Origin of the sequence: Streptomyces griseoruber, from assembly GCF_001514205.1 — a bacterium.
Classification (GTDB): Bacteria; Actinomycetota; Actinomycetes; order Streptomycetales; family Streptomycetaceae; genus Streptomyces; species Streptomyces griseoruber.
This window is the reverse complement of sequence record NZ_KQ948764.1, coordinates 378,049-396,128: the sequence shown is the minus strand read 5'-3', so window position 1 is coordinate 396,128 and position 18,080 is coordinate 378,049. Positions and strand designations below refer to the sequence as shown.

Genomic DNA, 18,080 nt, shown 5'->3' with positions numbered 1-18,080 from the left:
CATGACGGACCGTAAGGACGAACTCGCCGTAAACCTGGCGAAGGTCGAGGAGCGCATCGCCCGCGCGTGCGCCGCCGCCGGTCGTGAGCGGGAGGAGGTGACCCTGATCGTGGTCACCAAGACCTACCCGGCCGACGACGTGCGGATCCTGGCCGACCTCGGAGTGCGGCACGTCGCCGAGAACAAGGACCAGGACGCCGCGCCCAAGGCCGCGACTTGCTCGGACCTGTCGCTTTCCTGGCACTTCGTCGGCCAGTTGCAGACCAACAAGGTGCGATCCGTGGTCGGTTACGCGGACTTCGTGCAGTCCGTGGACCGCTCCCGGCTGGTGAGCGCGCTGTCGAAGGAAGCGGTGCGCGCCGGGCGGGAGGTCGGATGCCTGATCCAGGTCGCCCTCGACGCCGGGGAGAGCGGGCGCGGGGACCGGGGCGGCGTGGCGCCGGGCGGGATCGAGGAGTTGGCCGGCCTGGTGGCCGGCGCGCCGGGACTGAGGCTCGCCGGACTGATGACCGTCGCACCTCTGACCGGGGAGTACGCGGGACGCCAACGCGCCGCCTTCGAGCGGTTGATGGATTTGTCGACCGACCTGCGCCGAGCCCATCCCGGTGCGAACATGGTGTCCGCGGGGATGAGTGCGGACCTCGAGGAGGCCGTGGCTGCCGGGGCGACACATGTACGCGTCGGCACTGCGGTACTCGGAGTCCGCCCCAGGCTCGGGTAACGTCGCCAGGAAGTCGGACCACAGCAGAAAATATGGTCATTACCGCCGGTAGGCGGGCACAAGGGCCACGTGGATCGCGGGACTTGGCAGTCGAAAGCCGATCCACCACAGAGCGGAGGACTCAGAGCATGGCCGGCGCGATGCGCAAGATGGCGGTCTACCTCGGCCTCGTGGAGGACGATGGGTACGACGGCCGGGGCTTCGACCCCGATGACGACTTCGAACCCGAGCTCGACCCGGAACCCGAGCGGGACCACCGGCGACACGAGCCGTCCCACCAGTCACACGGAGCGCACCAGTCCCAAAGGGACGAAGAGGTGCGAATCGTACAGCCGCCGGCTCCGCGCGAGCCGGTGGCCCGATCCGCTTCGCTCGCTGCGGAATCCGGGCGTCCGGCGCGCATCGCGCCCGTGGCATCCATCACACAAGAACGTCAGTCCCTGGAGAAGAACGCACCGGTGATCATGCCCAAGGTCGTGTCGGAACGAGAGCCGTACCGGATCACCACGCTTCACCCCCGGACCTACAACGAGGCCCGTACCATCGGGGAACACTTCCGCGAGGGCACCCCGGTGATCATGAATCTGACTGAGATGGATGACACAGACGCGAAGCGACTTGTCGACTTTGCGGCCGGTTTGGTGTTTGGTCTTCACGGCAGCATCGAGCGGGTGACGCAGAAGGTGTTCCTGTTGTCGCCTGCTAACGTCGATGTCACGGCGGAGGACAAGGCCCGCATCGCAGAGGGCGGGTTCTTCAACCAGAGCTGAGACGCAAGACCGGAAAAAGCAGTACAAAGAAGTACACCGCAGTACAGAGCGGCACGGAAACAGGGGAGAGGGAAGCACCGAACATGGGCGTGGTCCTGGATGTCGTCTACATCGCGCTGATGGTCTTCCTCATCGTGCTCATCTTCCGGTTGGTCATGGACTACGTCTTCCAGTTCGCCCGCTCATGGCAACCCGGCAAGGCGATGGTGGTCGTTCTGGAGGCCACCTACACTGTCACCGATCCACCGCTCAAGCTTCTGCGGCGAGTCATCCCGCCGTTGCGTCTCGGGGGCGTGGCGCTCGACCTGTCCTTCTTCGTACTGATGATCATCGTCTACATCCTGATCTCGATCGTGAGCCGGCTGTGAGCGATGTGAACTACCGTCTTGCCGATGCCGACGACTACGTTGAGGTGAAGAGATGCCGTTGACCCCCGAGGATGTGCGGAACAAGCAGTTCACGACCGTCCGCCTCCGAGAAGGCTATGACGAGGACGAGGTCGATGCCTTCCTCGACGAGGTCGAAGCCGAACTGACCCGCCTGCTCCGCGAGAACGAGGATCTGCGCGCCAAACTGGCCGCGGCCACGCGCGCTGCTGCCCAGAACCAGCAGAACATGCGCAAGCCTCCGGAGCCGCAGGACCAGCAGGGCGGCATGCCTCAGCAGGGTGGGATGCAGCAGGGCGGCATGCCCCAGCAGGGCGGGATGCCCCAGGGAATGCCCCAGCAGGGTGGGATGCAGCAGGGCGGCATGCCCCAGCAGGGCATGCCTCCGCAGGGAATGCCCCAGCAGGGGATGCCGCAGCAGGGTATGCGAGGTCCCGGCGCTCCGGTGCCCGCCGGCATATCGGGCCCGCCGCAGCAGCAGATGGGTGGCCCCATGGGTGGCCCGCCCCAGCTGCCGAGCGGTGCCCCGCAGCTGCCCGCCGGCCCCGGCGGTCAGGGTGGTCCCCAGGGTCCCGGTCCGATGGGTCCGGGGCCGATGGGCCAGGGCCCCATGGGCGGTCCCATGGGTGGTCAGCCCCCGATGCAGCAGCAGATGGGTGGCCCGATGGGCGGCCCCATGGGCGGTCCGATGGGCGGCCCCGGTCAGGGCCCCGGTGGCGACAGCGCCGCCCGAGTCCTCTCGCTGGCCCAGCAGACCGCCGACCAGGCGATCGCCGAGGCCCGCTCCGAGGCCAACAAGATCGTAGGCGAGGCGCGTTCGCGTGCCGAGGGTCTGGAGCGTGACGCCCGTGCCAAGGCCGACGCCCTGGAGCGGGACGCGCAGGAGAAGCACCGCGTCGCCATGGGCTCCCTGGAGTCCGCCCGCGCCACGCTGGAGCGCAAGGTCGAGGACCTGCGCGGCTTCGAGCGCGAGTACCGCACGCGCCTGAAGTCGTACCTCGAGTCCCAGCTGCGTCAGCTGGAGACCCAGGCCGACGACTCCCTCGCTCCGCCGCGCACCCCGGCCGCCGCTTCCCTGCCGCCGTCCCCGGCACCCTCCATGGCTCCGGCCGGCGCCGGCGCGCCGTCCTACGGCTCCGGTGCTCCGGGTATGGGTTCCGGCATGGGCTCGGGCATGGGGTCCGGCATGGGTTCGGGCATGGGCGCGCCCAGCCCCGCCGCGCCGTCCTACGGCGGGCAGCAGCAGATGTCCCCGGCCATGACTCAGCCGATGGCACCGGTTCGTCCGCAGGGTCCCTCCCCGATGGGCCAGGCTCCCTCGCCGATGCGTGGCTTCCTCATCGACGAGGACGACAACTGACGGCCAGTAGTACGCCTTAGGCGTCGGCAGCGTTCAAAGGGCGGGCCCCGGATTTCGATCCGGGGTCCCGCCCTTTTTACGCGTGTTGACGACAGCGCAGGTGGTGACGGTGTCACAGGGGACGCATACGGAAGAGCCCGGCCTCCAGGAGACCGGGCCCTTCTCGTGCGTCCTTGCGCCTTGCGCCTTATGCCTTGCGCCTCACGCCTTGCGCAGACGGAACGTGAGGGTGAGGCCGTCGTCGGTGAACGGGGTGCCGTAGCTGTCGTCGGCCTCGCCCTGGGCGAAGTCGGTCGACAGGACCTCGTCGGCGATCAGGGCGGAGTGGCCGGACAGGGCGTCGGTGGTGGCCGGGTCGGTCGCGGTCCAGCGCAGTGCGATGCGGTCGGCGACGTCGAGGCCGCTGTTCTTGCGGGCCTCCTGGATCAGCCGGATCGCGTCCCGGGCGAGGCCGGCGCGGCGCAGCTCCTCGGTGATCTCCAGGTCGAGGGCGACGGTGGCGCCGGAGTCGGAGGCGACGGACCAGCCCTCGCGCGGGGTCTCGGTGATGATGACCTCGTCGGGGGCGAGGGTGATCGTCTCGCCGTCGACGTCCACCGAGGCCGTTCCCTCGCGCAGGGCGAGGGAGAGCGCGGCGGCGTCCGCGTTCGCGACGGCCTTGGCCACGTCCTGGACGCGCTTGCCGAACCGCTTGCCGAGGGCCCGGAAGTTGGCCTTGGCGGTGGTGTCGACCAGCGACCCGCCCACCTCGGAGAGGGAGGCGAGGGACTCGACGTTCAGCTCCTCGGTGATCTGCGTGTGCAGCTCGGGGGAGAGCGCGTCGAAGCCGGCGGCACCGACCAGGGCACGGCTCAGCGGCTGGCGGGTCTTGACGCCCGACTCCGCGCGTGTGGCGCGGCCCAGCTCCACCAGGCGGCGCACCAGGACCATCTGCTTCGACAGCTCCGGGTCGATCGCGCTCAGGTCGGCCTCGGGCCAGGCGGCGAGGTGGACGGACTCCGGGGCGCCCGGGGTGACGGGGACGACCAGGTCCTGCCAGACCCGCTCGGTGATGAACGGGGTCAGCGGGGCCATCAGCTTGGTGACCGTCTCCACGACCTCGTGCAGGGTGCGCAGCGCGGCCTTGTCGCCCTGCCAGAAGCGGCGGCGCGAGCGGCGGACGTACCAGTTGGACAGGTCGTCGACGAACGCCGAGAGCAGCTTGCCGGCGCGCTGGGTGTCGTACGCCTCCAGCGCCTGGGTCACCTGGTCGGTGAGCGCGTGGAGTTCGGAGAGCAGCCAGCGGTCGAGCAGCGGACGGTCGGCCGGGGCCGGGTCGGCCGCGCTGGGCGCCCACGCGGACGTGCGGGCGTACAGGGCCTGGAAGGCGACCGTGTTCCAGTAGGTGAGGAGTGTCTTGCGGACGACCTCCTGGATGGTGCCGTGGCCGACGCGGCGGGCCGCCCAGGGGGAGCCGCCGGCCGCCATGAACCAGCGGACCGCGTCGGCGCCGTGCTGGTCCATGAGCGGGATCGGCTGCAGGATGTTGCCCAGGTGCTTGGACATCTTGCGGCCGTCCTCGGCGAGGATGTGGCCCAGGCAGACGACGTTCTCGTAGGAGGACTTGTCGAAGACCAGGGTGCCGACCGCCATCAGCGTGTAGAACCAGCCGCGGGTCTGGTCGATGGCCTCGGAGATGAACTGCGCCGGGTAGCGCGACTCGAACAGGTCCTTGTTCTTGTACGGGTAGCCCCACTGCGCGAACGGCATCGAACCCGAGTCGTACCAGGCGTCGATGACCTCCGGCACGCGCGTGGCCGTCCTTCCGCAGCCCTCCTGCGGGCAGGCGAAGGTGACCGCGTCGATGAACGGGCGGTGCGGGTCCAGTTCGGACTGGTCGCTGCCGGTCAGTCCGCTCAGTTCCGCGCGCGAGCCGACGACGGTGAGGTGGTCGTCCTCGCAGCGCCAGATCGGCAGCGGGGTGCCCCAGTAGCGGCTGCGGGAGAGCGCCCAGTCGATGTTGTTGTTCAGCCAGTCGCCGAAGCGGCCGTGCTTGACGGTGTCCGGGAACCAGTTGGTCTTCTCGTTCTCCTGGAGGAGACGGTCCTTGACCGCGGTGGTGCGGATGTACCAGGACGGCTGCGCGTAGTAGAGGAGCGCGGTGTGGCAGCGCCAGCAGTGCGGGTAGCTGTGCTCGTACGGGATGTGCTTGAAGAGGAGGCCGCGCTGCTGGAGGTCCTCGGTGAGCTGTTCGTCCGCCTTCTTGAAGAAGACACCGCCGACCATCGGGACGGACTCCTCGAAGGTGCCGTCCGGGCGGACCGGGTTGACCACGGGCAGGCCGTAGGAGCGGCAGACCTTGAGGTCGTCCTCACCGAACGCGGGGGACTGGTGGACCAGACCCGTACCGTCCTCGGTCGTGACGTACTCGGCATTGACGACGAAATGCGCCTCGGCCGGGAACTCCACCAGCTCGAACGGACGTTGGTATGTCCAGCGCTCCATTTCGGCGCCGGTGAAGGTCTGGCCGGTGGTCTCCCAGCCCTCGCCGAGCGCCTTGGCGACGAGCGGCTCGGCGACGACGAGCTTCTCCTCACCGTTGGTCGCGACGACGTAGGTGACCTCGGGGTGCGCGGCCACGGCCGTGTTGGAGACCAGTGTCCAGGGGGTCGTCGTCCACACCAGGAGGGCGGCCTGGCCGGCGAGCGGACCGGAGGTGAGCGGGAAACGGACGTACACGGACGGGTCGACGACCGTCTCGTAGCCCTGGGCCAGCTCGTGGTCGGACAGGCCGGTGCCGCAGCGGGGGCACCAGGGGGCGACGCGGTGGTCCTGGACCAGCAGGCCCTTGTCGAAGATCTCCTTCAGCGACCACCAGACCGACTCGATGTACTCGGGGTCCATCGTGACGTAGGCGTCGTCGAGGTCGACCCAGTAGCCCATGCGGGTCGTCAGCTCGGAGAAGGCGTCGGTGTGGCGCAGCACGGACTCACGGCACCTGGCGTTGAACTCGGCGATGCCGTACGCCTCGATGTCCTTCTTGCCGGCGAAGCCGAGCTCCTTCTCCACCGCCAGCTCCACCGGCAGGCCGTGGCAGTCCCAGCCGGCCTTGCGGGCCACGTGGTAGCCGCGCATGGTGCGGAAGCGGGGGAAGACGTCCTTGAAGACGCGCGCCTCGATGTGGTGGGCGCCCGGCATGCCGTTGGCGGTGGGCGGGCCCTCGTAGAACACCCACTCGGGGCGGCCCTCGGACTGCTCCAGGCTCTTGGCAAAGATCTTCTGCTCGCGCCAGAAATCGAGCACGGCGTGCTCGAGGGCGGGCAGGTCGACCTGGGCGGGCACCTGGCGGTACTGCGTCATCGATCTTCCTCCGGCGGACGTACTGCCTTCCGTCGGAGGGACGAGAGCCTTGCTGTCCGTCTACGCCGTGTGCGGCGCGCTCCCGCGGTACCACCCTCCTTGGCCCTCCGGTGCGCCCTGCGCTCCGGTGAGCCCCCTCATTGGGGTCGCGATGCCGGTTCTACTCGCCCTGCGCGGGCTTTCCTCCGGCGGCTCCGGGGTGATCTTCACGTCGCGCTCGCCCCCGGGCTTCCACCGTCCCCGGGTCGCTCTGGGCTGCGTACGTCGCTACTCGTCCCCATCCACGCTTTTCGCTCCGCCCAGTGTACGGCGCCGCACGGACAGCGGCCGACCGGTTTTCGCGGTCCGCGGGCGCGGCGGGCGGACCGGCGCGGGGTGACCCGATTGGTGGCCCCGGGGCGGGGTACGCGTGTCCGGGTTCCGGGGCGGTCGGCCGGGCGGATTACCCGTCGGGGAGCTGGGCACAACGCAGGCAGGCCGACCGCGTGGCGTGCGCGAGGCGGGCGATTTCGGCGGTGTGCCCCGTTGCCGCGGCTCTCAAGTCGATTTATCGTCCCAGCACGATTCGCGCGCAAGATCACCATATGTGAAGGGGCCGCGGCCATGGTGGCGAAGAAGACCACTGCCGAGAAGCCGAAGGTGACTGCCGACAAGCCGGCGGCGCAGGCGAGGGCCGCACGGTCGGCAGATGCCGTGAAAGGCGCTGCCAAGAAGCCGGCAGGGCGCAAGAGCCCCGCCAGGAGGACCACCGGGGAGACGTCTCCCCGGGGCAAGCCTGCCGCCGCGCGGGAGGCCGGTGCCGCGGGGGCGGGGAAGAAGGCGACCGCCGACAGGACGGCCGCTCCCAGGGCGGCCGCCAAGAAGGCGGCTGCTTCCGGGGCGGCCGCAGCAAAGAAGGCGGCTGCTTCCGAGGCGGCCGGAGGGAAAACGGCTGCCTCCGAGGCGGCCGGCGGGAAGGCGGCCGCCCCTGGGGCGACCGCCAAGAAGGAGGCGGCTGCCAAGAAGGCGGGCGCTTCCGGGACGGCCGCCAAGAAGGCGGCCGCGAAGAAGGCGGCCGGCAGGAAGACGGTCGCCGGCGGCAGGGCCGCGGACGCCGAGGGCGTGGCAGCGGCGGGTGCGGGAAAGAAGAGCACGGCCAAGAAGGTGGGCGCGGCCACGGCCGCGGAGCAGACGGGAGCCACGACAGTGGTTGCGAAGAAGACTCCTGGCACGGCCACGGCGGCGACGACCGCCGTTCCCAAGGCGCGCCTCGCCGCGGTGGAACCGGGCGAGCTCGCGGTACGCCCCGGAGAGGAGCCCTGGACCCCCGAGGAGGTCGAGGAGGCCCGCACCGAGCTGCAGTCCGAGATGGAGCGGCTGCGGGCCGAGCTGGTCTCCTCCGAGACGGCCCTGGTGGGGCTGATGCGGGACTCCGGGGACGGCGCCGGCGACGACCAGGCGGACACCGGGACGAAGAACATCACGCGCGAGCACGAACTGGCGCTGGCCGCCAACGCGCGCGAGATGCTGATCCAGACCGAGCACGCCCTGGAGCGGCTGGACGCCGGTACGTACGGCCTGTGCGAGAACTGCGGCAAGGCCATCGGCAAGGCCCGGATGCAGGCCTTCCCCCGCGCCACGCTGTGCGTCGAGTGCAAGCAGAAACAAGAGCGCCGGTACTGATCGCGTGCCGGTGCGGGGGCGTGTCGTACCCTCGTCCTCAGTCAGGTACCTAGGTTGAGGGACTCACGTGGCAGAGGCGGAGCGCATCATCGGTACGCCGGACATCCCAGAGGCGGCAGGAGCCGAGCCGGAGCAGTCGTCCGGCCCGGACCTCCCGGACGGGCAGGAGAGCACCGAGGCGCGGCCCAGGGGCAAGCGCCGCATCGCCGTGCTCTTCGCCGTCGCCGCGTTCGCGTACGCCATCGACCTGGTCAGCAAGATGATCGTGGTCGCCAGACTGGAGCACCACGCGCCGATCGAGATCATCGGGGACTGGCTGAGGTTCGAGGCCATCCGCAACGCGGGCGCGGCCTTCGGTTTCGGCGAGGCCTTCACGATCATCTTCACCGTCATCGCGACCGCGGTGATCGTGGTCATCGCGCGGCTCGCCCGCAAGCTCTACAGCCTGCCCTGGGCGATCGCGCTGGGCCTGCTGCTGGGCGGTGCGCTGGGCAATCTCACCGACCGGATCTTCCGCTCGCCCGGTGTCTTCGAGGGCGCGGTCGTCGACTTCATCGCGCCGAAGCACTTCGCGGTGTTCAACCTCGCCGACTCGGCGATCGTGTGCGGCGGCATCCTGATCGTGCTGCTGTCCTTCAAGGGGCTGGACCCGGACGGGACCGTCCACAAGGACTGATTCCGCCGCGGGGCCCCGCCCGGGTTGTCCACAGGCCCGTACGGGGCGGTCGGAGCCGTCCGGCATACTCGACGGGTGAGCACGATTCCCGAGATCCGCACCCTGCCCGTGCCGGACGGTCTGGAGGGCGAGCGCGTCGACGCCGCCATCTCCCGCATGTTCGGCTTCTCCCGTACGAAGGCCGCTGAGCTCGCCGCGGCGGGGAAGGTCTCGGTCGACGGCTCGGTGGTCGGCAAGTCCGAGCGGGTGCACGGCGGGGCCTGGCTCGAGGTCGAGATGCCCCAGGCGCCCGCACCGGTGCAGATCGTCGCGGAGCCCGTCGAGGGCATGGAGATCGTGCACGACGACGACGACGTGGTCGTGATCGTCAAGCCGGTGGGCGTGGCCGCGCACCCGTCGCCCGGCTGGAGCGGCCCCACCGTCATCGGCGGGCTCGCCGCAGCCGGCTACCGGATCTCCACCTCCGGCGCCGCCGAGCGCCAGGGCATCGTCCACCGCCTCGACGTGGGCACGTCGGGCCTGATGGCGGTCGCCAAGTCGGAGCGGGCGTACACCTCGCTCAAGCGCCAGTTCAAGGAGCGCACGGTCGACAAGCGCTACCACACGCTCGTCCAGGGCCACCCGGACCCGACCAGCGGCACCATCGACGCGCCCATCGGCCGGCACCCGAACCACGACTACAAGTGGGCGGTCACCGCCGACGGCAAGCCCTCCGTCACGCACTACGACCTGATCGAGGCGTTCCGCGCGGCCTCCCTGCTGGACGTGAAGCTGGAGACCGGCCGCACGCACCAGATCCGCGTCCACATGTCCGCCCACCGCCACCCCTGCGTCGGCGACCTGACCTACGGCGCCGACCCGACGCTCGCCAAGCGGCTGCGGCTGACCCGCCAGTGGCTGCACGCCGTACGGCTGGGCTTCGAGCACCCCGGCGACGGGCAGTGGGTGGAGTTCGCCAGCGACTACCCGGCCGACCTGGAGAAGGCCCTGGACCAGGTCCGCGAGGAGACCTACGGATGAGCGGCACGCCCGCTTACTCGGTGCGCGTCGCCGGGGACCCCGCCGACCTGGAGGCGTGCCGTGCGGTGCGCAAGGAGGTCTTCGTCCGCGAGCAGGGCGTCCCGGAGGACCTGGAGTACGACGAGCACGACGCCGGCGCGGTGCATGTGCTGGCGGTCCGTGAGGATGGCGTACCGCTGGGGACGGGGCGGCTGCTCTTCGGCGCGGCGGCCGCGGAGCGCACCGGCGGCGACCCGGCGGTCGGGTCGCTGGGGCGGCTGGCCGTCGCGCGGGAGGCACGCGGGCTCGGCGTCGGGGTCGCGCTGGTGCGGGCCATCGAGGAGGCGGCACGCGCGCGGGGGCTGACGGCCGTCGACCTGCACGCGCAGACCCAGGCCCTCGGCTTCTACGAACGGCTGGGGTACGCGGCGTACGGCCCCGAGGAGCTGGAGGCGGGGATTCCGCACCGGTCCATGCGGCGTTCTCTCTAGCGACCGGTGGCGCGTGCGAGGCTGGACGTCTGGATGCCCTTGATCGTCTAGCCGTCCGGAGCGCCGCCCGTGGACCAGTTGGCCCTGCTGTTCGTGCTGTTGCTCGGGGCCGTGGTGAGTGTCCCGGTCGGGGACCGGTTCGGGCTGCCGTCGCCGGTGCTGATGACCCTGCTCGGGATCGTCCTCGCGGTCCTGGACTTCGTGCCCAACGTCGACGTCCCGCCGGACCTGATCCTGCCCCTGGTGCTGCCGCCGCTGCTCTACGCGGCCGTACGGCGCACCTCGTGGCGGCAGTTCGCCGCCAACAAACGGCCCATCTTCCTGCTCGCCGTGGCACTGGTGTTCGTCACCACGGTCTGTGTGGCCGCCGTCGCCCACTCGGTGATCCCCGGGCTGCCGGTCGCCGCCGCCGTCGCGCTGGGCGCCCTGGTCGCGCCGCCCGACCCGGTGGCCGCGACCGCCGTCGCCGGACAGCTCGGGCTGCCCCGCCGGCTCGTCTCCATCCTGGAGGGCGAGGGACTGTTCAACGACGTGACGGCCATCGTCCTGTACCACGTGGCGATCGCCGCCGCCGTCAGCGGCGAGTTCGTGCCCGGCGAGGCGGCCCTGGAGCTGGTGCTGTCCGCCGTGGTCGCGGTCGCCGTGGGCGTCGGGCTCGGCTGGGGCGCCAACCGGCTGCTCGATCTGCTCGGCGACGCGACCCTCCAGATCGGGCTCACCCTGCTCGTGCCGTACGCCGCCTACGTGCTGGCCGAGGAGCTGCACGGCTCCGGTGTGCTCGCCGTGCTGACCTGCGCGCTGTTCCTCGCGGAGTACGCCACCGACCCCGACGACGTGCTGACCCGGCTCGCCGGGCACGCCTTCTGGGACATCGTCGACACGCTGGTGACAGGGGTGGCGTTCGGGCTGATCGGGCTCGAACTGCACAACGCGATCCGTACGGCGTCCGGGCGCTGGGGCGAGATGCTCGGCTGGGCCGGGATCGTCGCGGCCGTGGTGATCGTCGTACGGCTGGCGTGGCTGTTGCCGGCGACCTGGCTGACGAAACGGCTGCACGCGCGGCGGGACTACGACGAGGACATCCCGCTCAGCTGGCGGGAGACCGTGATCATGTGGTGGTCCGGGATGCGGGGGGTGGCGTCGGTCGCGCTGGCACTGGCGATTCCGCTGGAGACGGAGGCGGGGGACGCGTTTCCCGATCGGGACGAGATCGTCTTCGTCGCGTTCGGGGTGATCATGGCGACGCTGGTGCTCCAGGGGCTCACCCTGCCGTGGCTGGTGAAACGGCTCGGGGTGCGGGCCGACACCGAGCGGGAGAAGGCGTTCGAGCGGGAGCTGGCGGTGCGGGCGGCGAAGGCGGCGAAGCGCAGGCTGCGGGAGATCGAGGAGGTGGAGGAGCTGCCGGAGGAGCTGAGCGAGCAGCTGCTGCGGCGGGCGTTCGAGATCGGGGTGCGGATCAGTCCGGAGATGGGGGAGGAGGAGCGGCGGGAGGGGCATGAGAAGCGGGTGCGGAGGCTGAAGCGGGTGCGGCGGATCCAGGGGGAGCTGTTGAGCGCGGCCCGGCACGAGGTGCTGGCGGCGCGCGGTGAGGTGGGGGCGGATCCGGAGGTGGTGGACCGGGTGCTGCGTCAGCTGGACGTGCGTAGCCTGCGATGATCTGCCCCCCGCGTGGCAGTCGTGTGAACCGGCATGCCTTCACGGGGCCCCCTCGTTAGCCTCGGATCATGGCACGCAACGTGGTGATCAGCGGTGGTGGTACGGGGATCGGGCTTGCCGCGGCGCGGGTGTTCGCGGCCGACGGCGATCGGGTGCTGTTGCTCGGGCGGCGGATCGAGGTGCTGGAGAGGGCGGGGGTCGACGGGGCGTTGGCCCATGCCGCCGATCTCAGCGAGCCGGAGGAGGTCAGAGGGGTCGCGCGGTTCGTCGCGCAGGAGTTCGGGACCGTCGACGTGCTCGTGCACAGTGCGGGTGGCGCCGGGCATCTGGAGCCGCCGAGCGACAGCGAGGACCCGCTGGACCGGGTCTTTCACCACTGGACCGTGAACTTCCGGATCAACACCCTCACCGCCGCCCTCCTCACCGAGGCCCTCAAGGACCGGCTCGCCTCCCCGGGCGGACGGGTGCTGTTCGTCAGCTCCATCGCCGCCTACCGCGGGTCCGGGAGCGGGGCGTACGCCGGTGCCAAGGCCGCGCTGCACCCGTACGCCCGCGATCTCGCCCGGGAGCTGGGTCCGCGCGGGATCACCGCCAACACCGTCGCGCCCGGCTACATCGAGGACACCGGGTTCTTCGGCGAGGCCATCGACCCCGCCCGGCGCGAGCGGCTGGTGGGCGAGACCTTCGACGGGCGGGCGGGGACGCCCGGGGACGTCGCCGCCACCCTGCACTGGCTCGCCTCGCCCGGCGCCGCGCACATCACCTCGCAGGTCGTCCAGGTCAACGGCGGCGCCGAACGCGGCAACTGAGGCCCCGTGTCATGGGTGACGCGCCGCGGCCCCGTCCGAGGAGGAGGACTGGCCGGGGAGCCGGGCCGGCGGAGGCGTCGCGTCCGCCGTGTTGACGCGCGGCAGCGCGTACGGGTGCTCCTTGGCCAGCCAGCGGACCATCTGCTCGCGGACCGTGACCCGGACCTTCCAGATGTCGTCGGCGTCCTTCGCCGTGACCAGGGCCCGCACCTGCATGGTGTTCGGGGTGGTGTCCGTGACGTCCAGCCCGCAGGCGCGGCCGTCCCAGGCCGGGCACGCGCGCAGGATGTCCCGCAGCTTCTCGCGCATCACGTCCACCGGCGCCGTGTGGTCGACGTGGAAGTAGACGATGCCGGTCATCTGCGGGGTGCCGCGCGACCAGTTCTCGAACGGCTTGGAGGTGAAGTACGACACCGGCATGGTGATCCGGCGCTCGTCCCAGGTCCGCACCGTCAGGAAGGTCAGCGTGATCTCCTCGACGGTGCCCCACTCGCCGTCCACCACGACCGTGTCGCCGATGCGCACCATGTCGCCGAAGGCGATCTGGAGCCCCGCGAACATATTGCTCAGCGTCGACTGGGCGGCCACGCCGGCCACGATGCCGAGGATGCCGGCCGAGGCCAGCAGCGAGGCGCCCGCCGCCCGCATCGCCGGGAACGTCAGCAGCATCGCCGCCACCGCCATCACCCCGACGACGGCCGACACCACCCGCATGATCAGCGACACCTGGGTCCGCACCCGCCGCACCCGCGCCGGATCGCGGTGCGCGCGCGCGTAGCGGGAGTACGACGTCTCCACGACCGCCGCCGCGATCCGGATCACCAGCCAGGCCACCGAGCCGATCAGCACCAGGGTGAGCGCCTGGCCGACGCCGGTGCGATGGTCCTCCAGCAGCTTCGCCTGGTCGTACGAGCCTCTCAGCAGGGCCGCGCACAGCACCAGCTGGTACGGGATGCGGCCGCGCCGCAGCAGCCCCCACAGCGGTGTCTCACCGTGCCGGGCGTCGGCCTTGCGCAGCAGTAGGTCGGTGGCCCAGCCGATGAGGACGGTCAGCAGGACCGAACCGCCGACCACGATCACGGGGCGGATCAGGTTCTCCATGCCCCCGAAAGTAACCGGGCGGGCGGGGCCTTGAACATGTGACTTCCGTGCAGAGACGCACACACGGCGTTGTCGGTGCGGGCTGGCACCATGGGCGCATGAACATCATGCTCTTTCACTCGACCTACGGACTGCGCCCGGCCGTGCGCGCGGCGGCCGACCGGCTGCGCGCCGCCGGGCACGAGGTGTGGACCCCCGACCTCTTCGAGGGACGCACGTTCGACACGGTCGAGGAGGGCATGGCCCACAAGGAGCAGATCGGCAAGGACGAGCTGCTGAGGAGAGCCGTCCTGGCCGCCGCGCCCTACTCGGAGAGAGGGCTCGTGTACGCCGGGTTCTCGCTGGGCGCCTCGGTCGCGCAGACCCTCGCCCTCGGCGACGAGAAGGCGCGCGGCCTGCTCCTGCTGCACGGCACCTCCGACCTCGCGCCGAACGTCTCGGTGGACGGACTCCCGGTCCAGCTGCACGTGGCGGAGCCGGACCCGTTCGAGACCGACGACTGGCTGAGCGCCTGGTACCTCCAGATGGGCCGGGCGGGCGCCGACGTGGAGATCTACCGGTACGCGGGCGCCGGGCACCTGTACACCGACCCCGAGCTGCCGGACTGGGACGAGGAGGCCGCCGAGGCCACCTGGCGGGTGGCGCTCGGCTTCCTCGGCTCGCTCTAGCCGGCTCAGACCGGGTCGTACGTGCGCTCCACCTTCTGCGTACCGCTGCGCGTGCGGTACGAACGGGACCAGGAGGAGGTCGCGGTGGCGCTGGTGCGGTCGGACAGCACGTAGTAGTCCATCTGCGCGCGGTCGGCGGTGATGTCCAGGACGCCGTAGCCGTGGCGGTCGGTGTCGACGAAGTGGACGTGCCGGTTGGCGGCCCGGATGATCGGCGAGGCGATCGCGGTCAGCGTGCCCTCCGGGACCTTGACGATGTCGTCGAGGTTGTCGGAGGTCACCGAGGTGACCACGAACTCGGTGGCGGCCGAGGCCGACAGGGGATAGGTCCCCGCGTCCACGGGCACGTCGTTGGCCCACGCCATGTGGATGTCACCGGTCAGGAAGACGGTGTTGCCGATGGCGTTGGAGCGCAGGTGCGCCAGCAGCTCACGGCGGTCGTCGGTGTAGCCGTCCCACTGGTCGGTGTTGAGGGCCAGGCCCTCCTGGGGCAGACCGAGCAGCTTGGCGAGCGGCTTGAGCAGATCGGCGGTGAGGGAGCCGATCGCGAACGGCGAGATCATCACCGAGTTGCCGACCAGCCGCCAGGTGGTGTCGGACGCCTTGAGCCCGGCCTTCAGCCAGTCGAGCTGGGCCCGGCCGGTGAGGGTGCGGTCCGGGTCGTCGACCGTGCCGTTGCCGACCGCGACCTGCTGCGAGCGGAAGGAACGCAGGTCGAGCAGGGACAGATCGGCCAGCCTGCCGAAGCGCAGCCGACGGTAGGTGGTGCCGGCGATCGCCGGACGGACCGGCATCCACTCGAAGTAGGCCTGCTTGGCGGCCGCCTGACGGCCCGTCCAGGTGCCCTCGGTGCCCTCGGTGTGGTTCTCCGCCCCGCCCGACCAGGCGTCGTTGGCGAACTCGTGGTCGTCCCAGATCGCGACGACCGGCGCCTTCGCGTGCAGGGCCTGGAGATCGGGGTCGGTCTTGTACCTGCCGTGCCGGGTGCGGTAGTCGGCGAGCGTGAGGATCTCGTGCGTGGGCGAGGTCGGCCGGACGACCGTGCCGCGCGCGCCGTACTGGCCGGTGCCGTACTCGTAGATGTAGTCGCCGAGGTGCAGCCAGGCGTCCAGGTCGCCGCGGGCCGCCAGGTGACGGTACGAGGAGAAGTAGCCGGCCTCCCAGTTGGCGCAGGAGACCACGCCGAAGCGCAGGCCGCTCACGGAGGCGTCTGCCGCCGGCGCGGTGCGGGTGCGCGCCACCGGGGAGTTCGTGCCGCCCGCGGTGAAGCGGAACCAGTAGTCGGTGGCCGGGGCGAGGCCGCGGACGTCCGCCTTGACGGTGTGGTCGGAGGCGGCGGTCGCGGTGAGGGAGCCCCGGCCGACGATGTTCGTCAGCGCCCTGTCGGTGGCGACGACCCAGCCGACCTCGGTGTCCGGGCCGAGCCCGGAGCCGGGCACCGCCTCGGCGGTGGGCGTCACCCGCGTCCACAGCAGGACGCCGTCGGGCAGGGGGTCGCCGGAGGCGAGACCGTGCAGGAAGGCCGGGGCCTCGGCGGCCGCGCGGGCCGGTATCGCGGCGGCGAGCGGTCCGGCGAGGACAGCCGTGGCCGCCGCGGCCTTGACGACCGTACGGCGGCGGGGGGACAGCGAGTCGGCGCGCTCTGACGGAGTGTCGGCGCTCTCGGGTGATCTGTGTCGACTGGTCACGGGCGATGAGATTACTGACCAGTACGACGAAAGAGCGGGCGAACGTGAAATGTTCGCCCGCTCTTTGACTACGTGTTGGATCAGGCCTTGAGGGCCGCCGCGATCGCCGTGTTGAAGTCGGCGACCGTCATCGGGGCGTTCTGCCCGTCCGAACCGGTCAGCGTCTTGCCGTCCATCTTCAGGGTCGGGGTGCCCGAGACGCCGCTGCTGTCGAAGGTCTTCGACATCTCCAGCGCCCACCGGTCGTAGGTGCCGTTCTTCACCGCGTTCTGGAACTTGGTGTTGCCCTTCAGCTCCTTGACCGTGTCCGCGACCTTGATCAGGTACGAGTCGTCCTTGAACTTGTCGTCGTTCTCGTCGGGGTGGTACTTCGCCGAGTACAGGGCGGTCTTGTACTCGAGGAACGCCTCGGAGCTGACGTTCAGCGCGGCGCCGAGGGCGCTCAGCGCGTTCTTGGAGCCCTCACCGGTCAGGCTGCGGTCGAGGAAGGTGGCGCCGACGTACTGGATCTTGAACTTGCCGTCGTCGTAGTCCTTCTTCACCGTCGAGCCGACGGTCTGCTCGAACTGGGCGCAGATGGGGCAGCGCGGGTCCTCGTACATCACGAGGGTCTTCTTGGCGCTCGCCTCGCCGAGGACGACGGTCGTGCCGTTCTTGCCGCTGGTGTTGGCCGGCTCGACCAGCTTGGCGGTCTTGGCCTCCTCCCAGTAGCTGGGCTGGTTGGCCTGGACGACGGCGTAGCCTATGCCGCCGGCCGCGGCCAGCACGCCGACCGCCGAGGCGGCGACGATGATCTGCCGCTTGGCCTTGGCCCGCTTGGCCTGCTTCTCGCGCTCGACGCGCAGCCGCTCCCGGGCCGCCGTCTTCGCCGCCGCGCTGTTTCGCTTGCTCATGTCGGTGTTCTCCATCGGGGACGCGCACAGTCGTGCGCGGATACGTGTGGGTGACTGCTCGTGCTCGGCGATCTCGGGTGTCGCCGGGGCGTGCCGCTCAGGCGGCGGGGGCGAGGGCGGCCGGGTGCGGTGGTCCGCGCCGGCCCAGCGAGTGCACGAGGATCAGTTCCCGGGCGGTGGCCGTACGGTGCGCGGGCCGCGGCAGGCGGCGGGCCGCCGGGGCGCGTCGTACGGTCACGGCCCGGACCGCGAGGAGCAGGGGCCGGAAGGTGGTCGCGCCGGCCGCCCGCAGCAGCTGGGCCAGGGCCCGCTCGCCCCGGCGCAGCCAGGCGGCCGCGATCAGGCCGACGGTGAGGTGCGCGGCGAGCAGCAGCCAGGCGGTGACCGGGTCGGAGTGGGCCATCAGCCCGGCGAGCCGGTCCGGGCCGGCTCCGGTGACCCGGGCCAGCGGGGTGCCGACCCGGCTGCCGTCGCCGCACAGCACGTCCCAGCCGACCGCGGCCAGCGGGCCGGCGACCGGGCCGCCGGCCCGGCCGTAGCAGACGTGCTGGCCGGTGGTGAAGACCGTGTCGGCCGCCAGCTCCAGCGGGATCAGCAGGGCGGCGATCCGCCCGAAGCCGCACTCGCGGCCCGCGAGGGCGTACGCGAGGAGAAACACGGCGGCCGCGACGGCGGCCACCGTGTTGAACGGCAGCGGGGCCCGGGACAGCAGGACGTGCGACGCGGTGCTGAGCGTCACGACGACCGCCGTGAACAGCGCCGCGCGTACGGCTCTGAGTCGGGTCCCGGATATGTCCATTGCGCAGGAAGTGTGTCACGGGCTCCCGTAAGAGACCCCTAAAAGGTCCCTGTGAGAAGCCC

16 protein-coding genes are annotated in these 18,080 nt (G+C 71.0%); 11 read left to right on the top strand and 5 right to left on the bottom strand.

The window, feature by feature from the left end; all coding sequences use genetic code 11:
* Position 1 precedes the first annotated feature (1 nt).
* The 4 genes from AQJ64_RS06155 to AQJ64_RS06140 all read left to right on the top strand — a co-directional run bounded on the left by AQJ64_RS06155 (position 2) and on the right by AQJ64_RS06140 (position 3,237).
* On the top strand, positions 2-721 hold the full coding sequence (locus AQJ64_RS06155; protein ID WP_055633835.1) for a YggS family pyridoxal phosphate-dependent enzyme: 720 nt from the start codon (positions 2-4) through the stop codon (positions 719-721).
* A gap of 128 nt (positions 722-849) precedes the next feature.
* Positions 850-1,491 carry a cell division protein SepF gene (locus AQJ64_RS06150; RefSeq protein WP_055633826.1) on the top strand — a complete coding sequence of 214 codons (642 nt, stop codon included), beginning with the start codon at positions 850-852 and terminating at the stop codon, positions 1,489-1,491.
* A gap of 83 nt (positions 1,492-1,574) precedes the next feature.
* Positions 1,575-1,859, top strand: a complete 285-nt coding sequence (locus AQJ64_RS06145; protein WP_055633825.1) for a YggT family protein — start codon at positions 1,575-1,577, stop codon at positions 1,857-1,859.
* A gap of 52 nt (positions 1,860-1,911) precedes the next feature.
* Positions 1,912-3,237: a DivIVA domain-containing protein gene (locus AQJ64_RS06140; RefSeq protein WP_059202461.1), complete on the top strand. Its 1,326-nt coding sequence runs from the start codon at positions 1,912-1,914 to the stop codon at positions 3,235-3,237.
* A gap of 201 nt (positions 3,238-3,438) precedes the next feature.
* Here the strand turns inward: AQJ64_RS06140 and ileS are convergent, their stop codons facing one another.
* The gene (ileS, locus tag AQJ64_RS06135) at positions 3,439-6,576 is read right to left on the bottom strand and encodes an isoleucine--tRNA ligase (protein ID WP_055633823.1); all 3,138 of its coding nucleotides are present in this window, start codon (positions 6,574-6,576) and stop codon (positions 3,439-3,441) included.
* A 603-nt stretch (positions 6,577-7,179) separates the two neighbouring features.
* Between ileS and AQJ64_RS06130 the strand changes: the two genes are divergently transcribed.
* The 6 genes from AQJ64_RS06130 (at position 7,180) to AQJ64_RS06105 (ending at position 12,869) form a co-directional block, all read left to right on the top strand.
* Entirely contained in the window at positions 7,180-8,238 is a 1,059-nt protein-coding gene (locus tag AQJ64_RS06130) for a TraR/DksA family transcriptional regulator (RefSeq protein WP_055633822.1), read from the top strand.
* A 67-nt stretch (positions 8,239-8,305) separates the two neighbouring features.
* On the top strand, positions 8,306-8,914 hold the full coding sequence (gene lspA, locus AQJ64_RS06125; RefSeq protein ID WP_055633821.1) for a signal peptidase II: 609 nt from the start codon (positions 8,306-8,308) through the stop codon (positions 8,912-8,914).
* Positions 8,915-8,989: 75 nt separating this feature from the next.
* The gene (locus AQJ64_RS06120; RefSeq protein ID WP_055633820.1) at positions 8,990-9,934 is read left to right on the top strand and encodes an RluA family pseudouridine synthase; all 945 of its coding nucleotides are present in this window, start codon (positions 8,990-8,992) and stop codon (positions 9,932-9,934) included.
* On the top strand, positions 9,931-10,404 hold the full coding sequence (locus AQJ64_RS06115; protein ID WP_055633819.1) for a GNAT family N-acetyltransferase: 474 nt from the start codon (positions 9,931-9,933) through the stop codon (positions 10,402-10,404). Before AQJ64_RS06120 ends, AQJ64_RS06115 begins: the two co-directional genes overlap by 4 nt.
* Before the next feature lie 69 nt (positions 10,405-10,473).
* Positions 10,474-12,060 (top strand): Na+/H+ antiporter, encoded by a 1,587-nt coding sequence (locus tag AQJ64_RS06110; RefSeq protein WP_055633818.1) that lies wholly within the window; start codon positions 10,474-10,476, stop codon positions 12,058-12,060.
* 68 nt (positions 12,061-12,128) lie between these two features.
* Positions 12,129-12,869, top strand: coding sequence for an SDR family NAD(P)-dependent oxidoreductase (locus AQJ64_RS06105; RefSeq protein WP_055633817.1), 741 nt, complete (start codon positions 12,129-12,131; stop codon positions 12,867-12,869).
* 9 nt (positions 12,870-12,878) lie between these two features.
* Here the strand turns inward: AQJ64_RS06105 and AQJ64_RS06100 are convergent, their stop codons facing one another.
* Positions 12,879-13,970: a mechanosensitive ion channel family protein gene (locus tag AQJ64_RS06100; protein ID WP_055633816.1), complete on the bottom strand. Its 1,092-nt coding sequence runs from the start codon at positions 13,968-13,970 to the stop codon at positions 12,879-12,881.
* Between the two features lie 98 nt (positions 13,971-14,068).
* Here AQJ64_RS06100 and AQJ64_RS06095 point away from each other — a divergent pair, with 98 nt between their 5' ends.
* Positions 14,069-14,638, top strand: a complete 570-nt coding sequence (locus AQJ64_RS06095; protein ID WP_055633815.1) for a dienelactone hydrolase family protein — start codon at positions 14,069-14,071, stop codon at positions 14,636-14,638.
* A gap of 5 nt (positions 14,639-14,643) precedes the next feature.
* On the opposite strand, the gene AQJ64_RS06090 is transcribed toward AQJ64_RS06095, so the two are convergent.
* The 3 genes from AQJ64_RS06090 to AQJ64_RS06080 all read right to left on the bottom strand — a co-directional run bounded on the left by AQJ64_RS06090 (position 14,644) and on the right by AQJ64_RS06080 (position 18,018).
* Positions 14,644-16,326, bottom strand: coding sequence for an alkaline phosphatase D family protein (locus AQJ64_RS06090; protein WP_055633814.1), 1,683 nt, complete (start codon positions 16,324-16,326; stop codon positions 14,644-14,646).
* 80 nt (positions 16,327-16,406) lie between these two features.
* Positions 16,407-17,219, bottom strand: a complete 813-nt coding sequence (locus AQJ64_RS06085) for a thioredoxin domain-containing protein (protein ID WP_055633834.1) — start codon at positions 17,217-17,219, stop codon at positions 16,407-16,409.
* 97 nt (positions 17,220-17,316) lie between these two features.
* Entirely contained in the window at positions 17,317-18,018 is a 702-nt protein-coding gene (locus AQJ64_RS06080) for a hypothetical protein (protein ID WP_055633813.1), read from the bottom strand.
* Between the last annotated feature and the right edge of the window lie 62 nt (positions 18,019-18,080).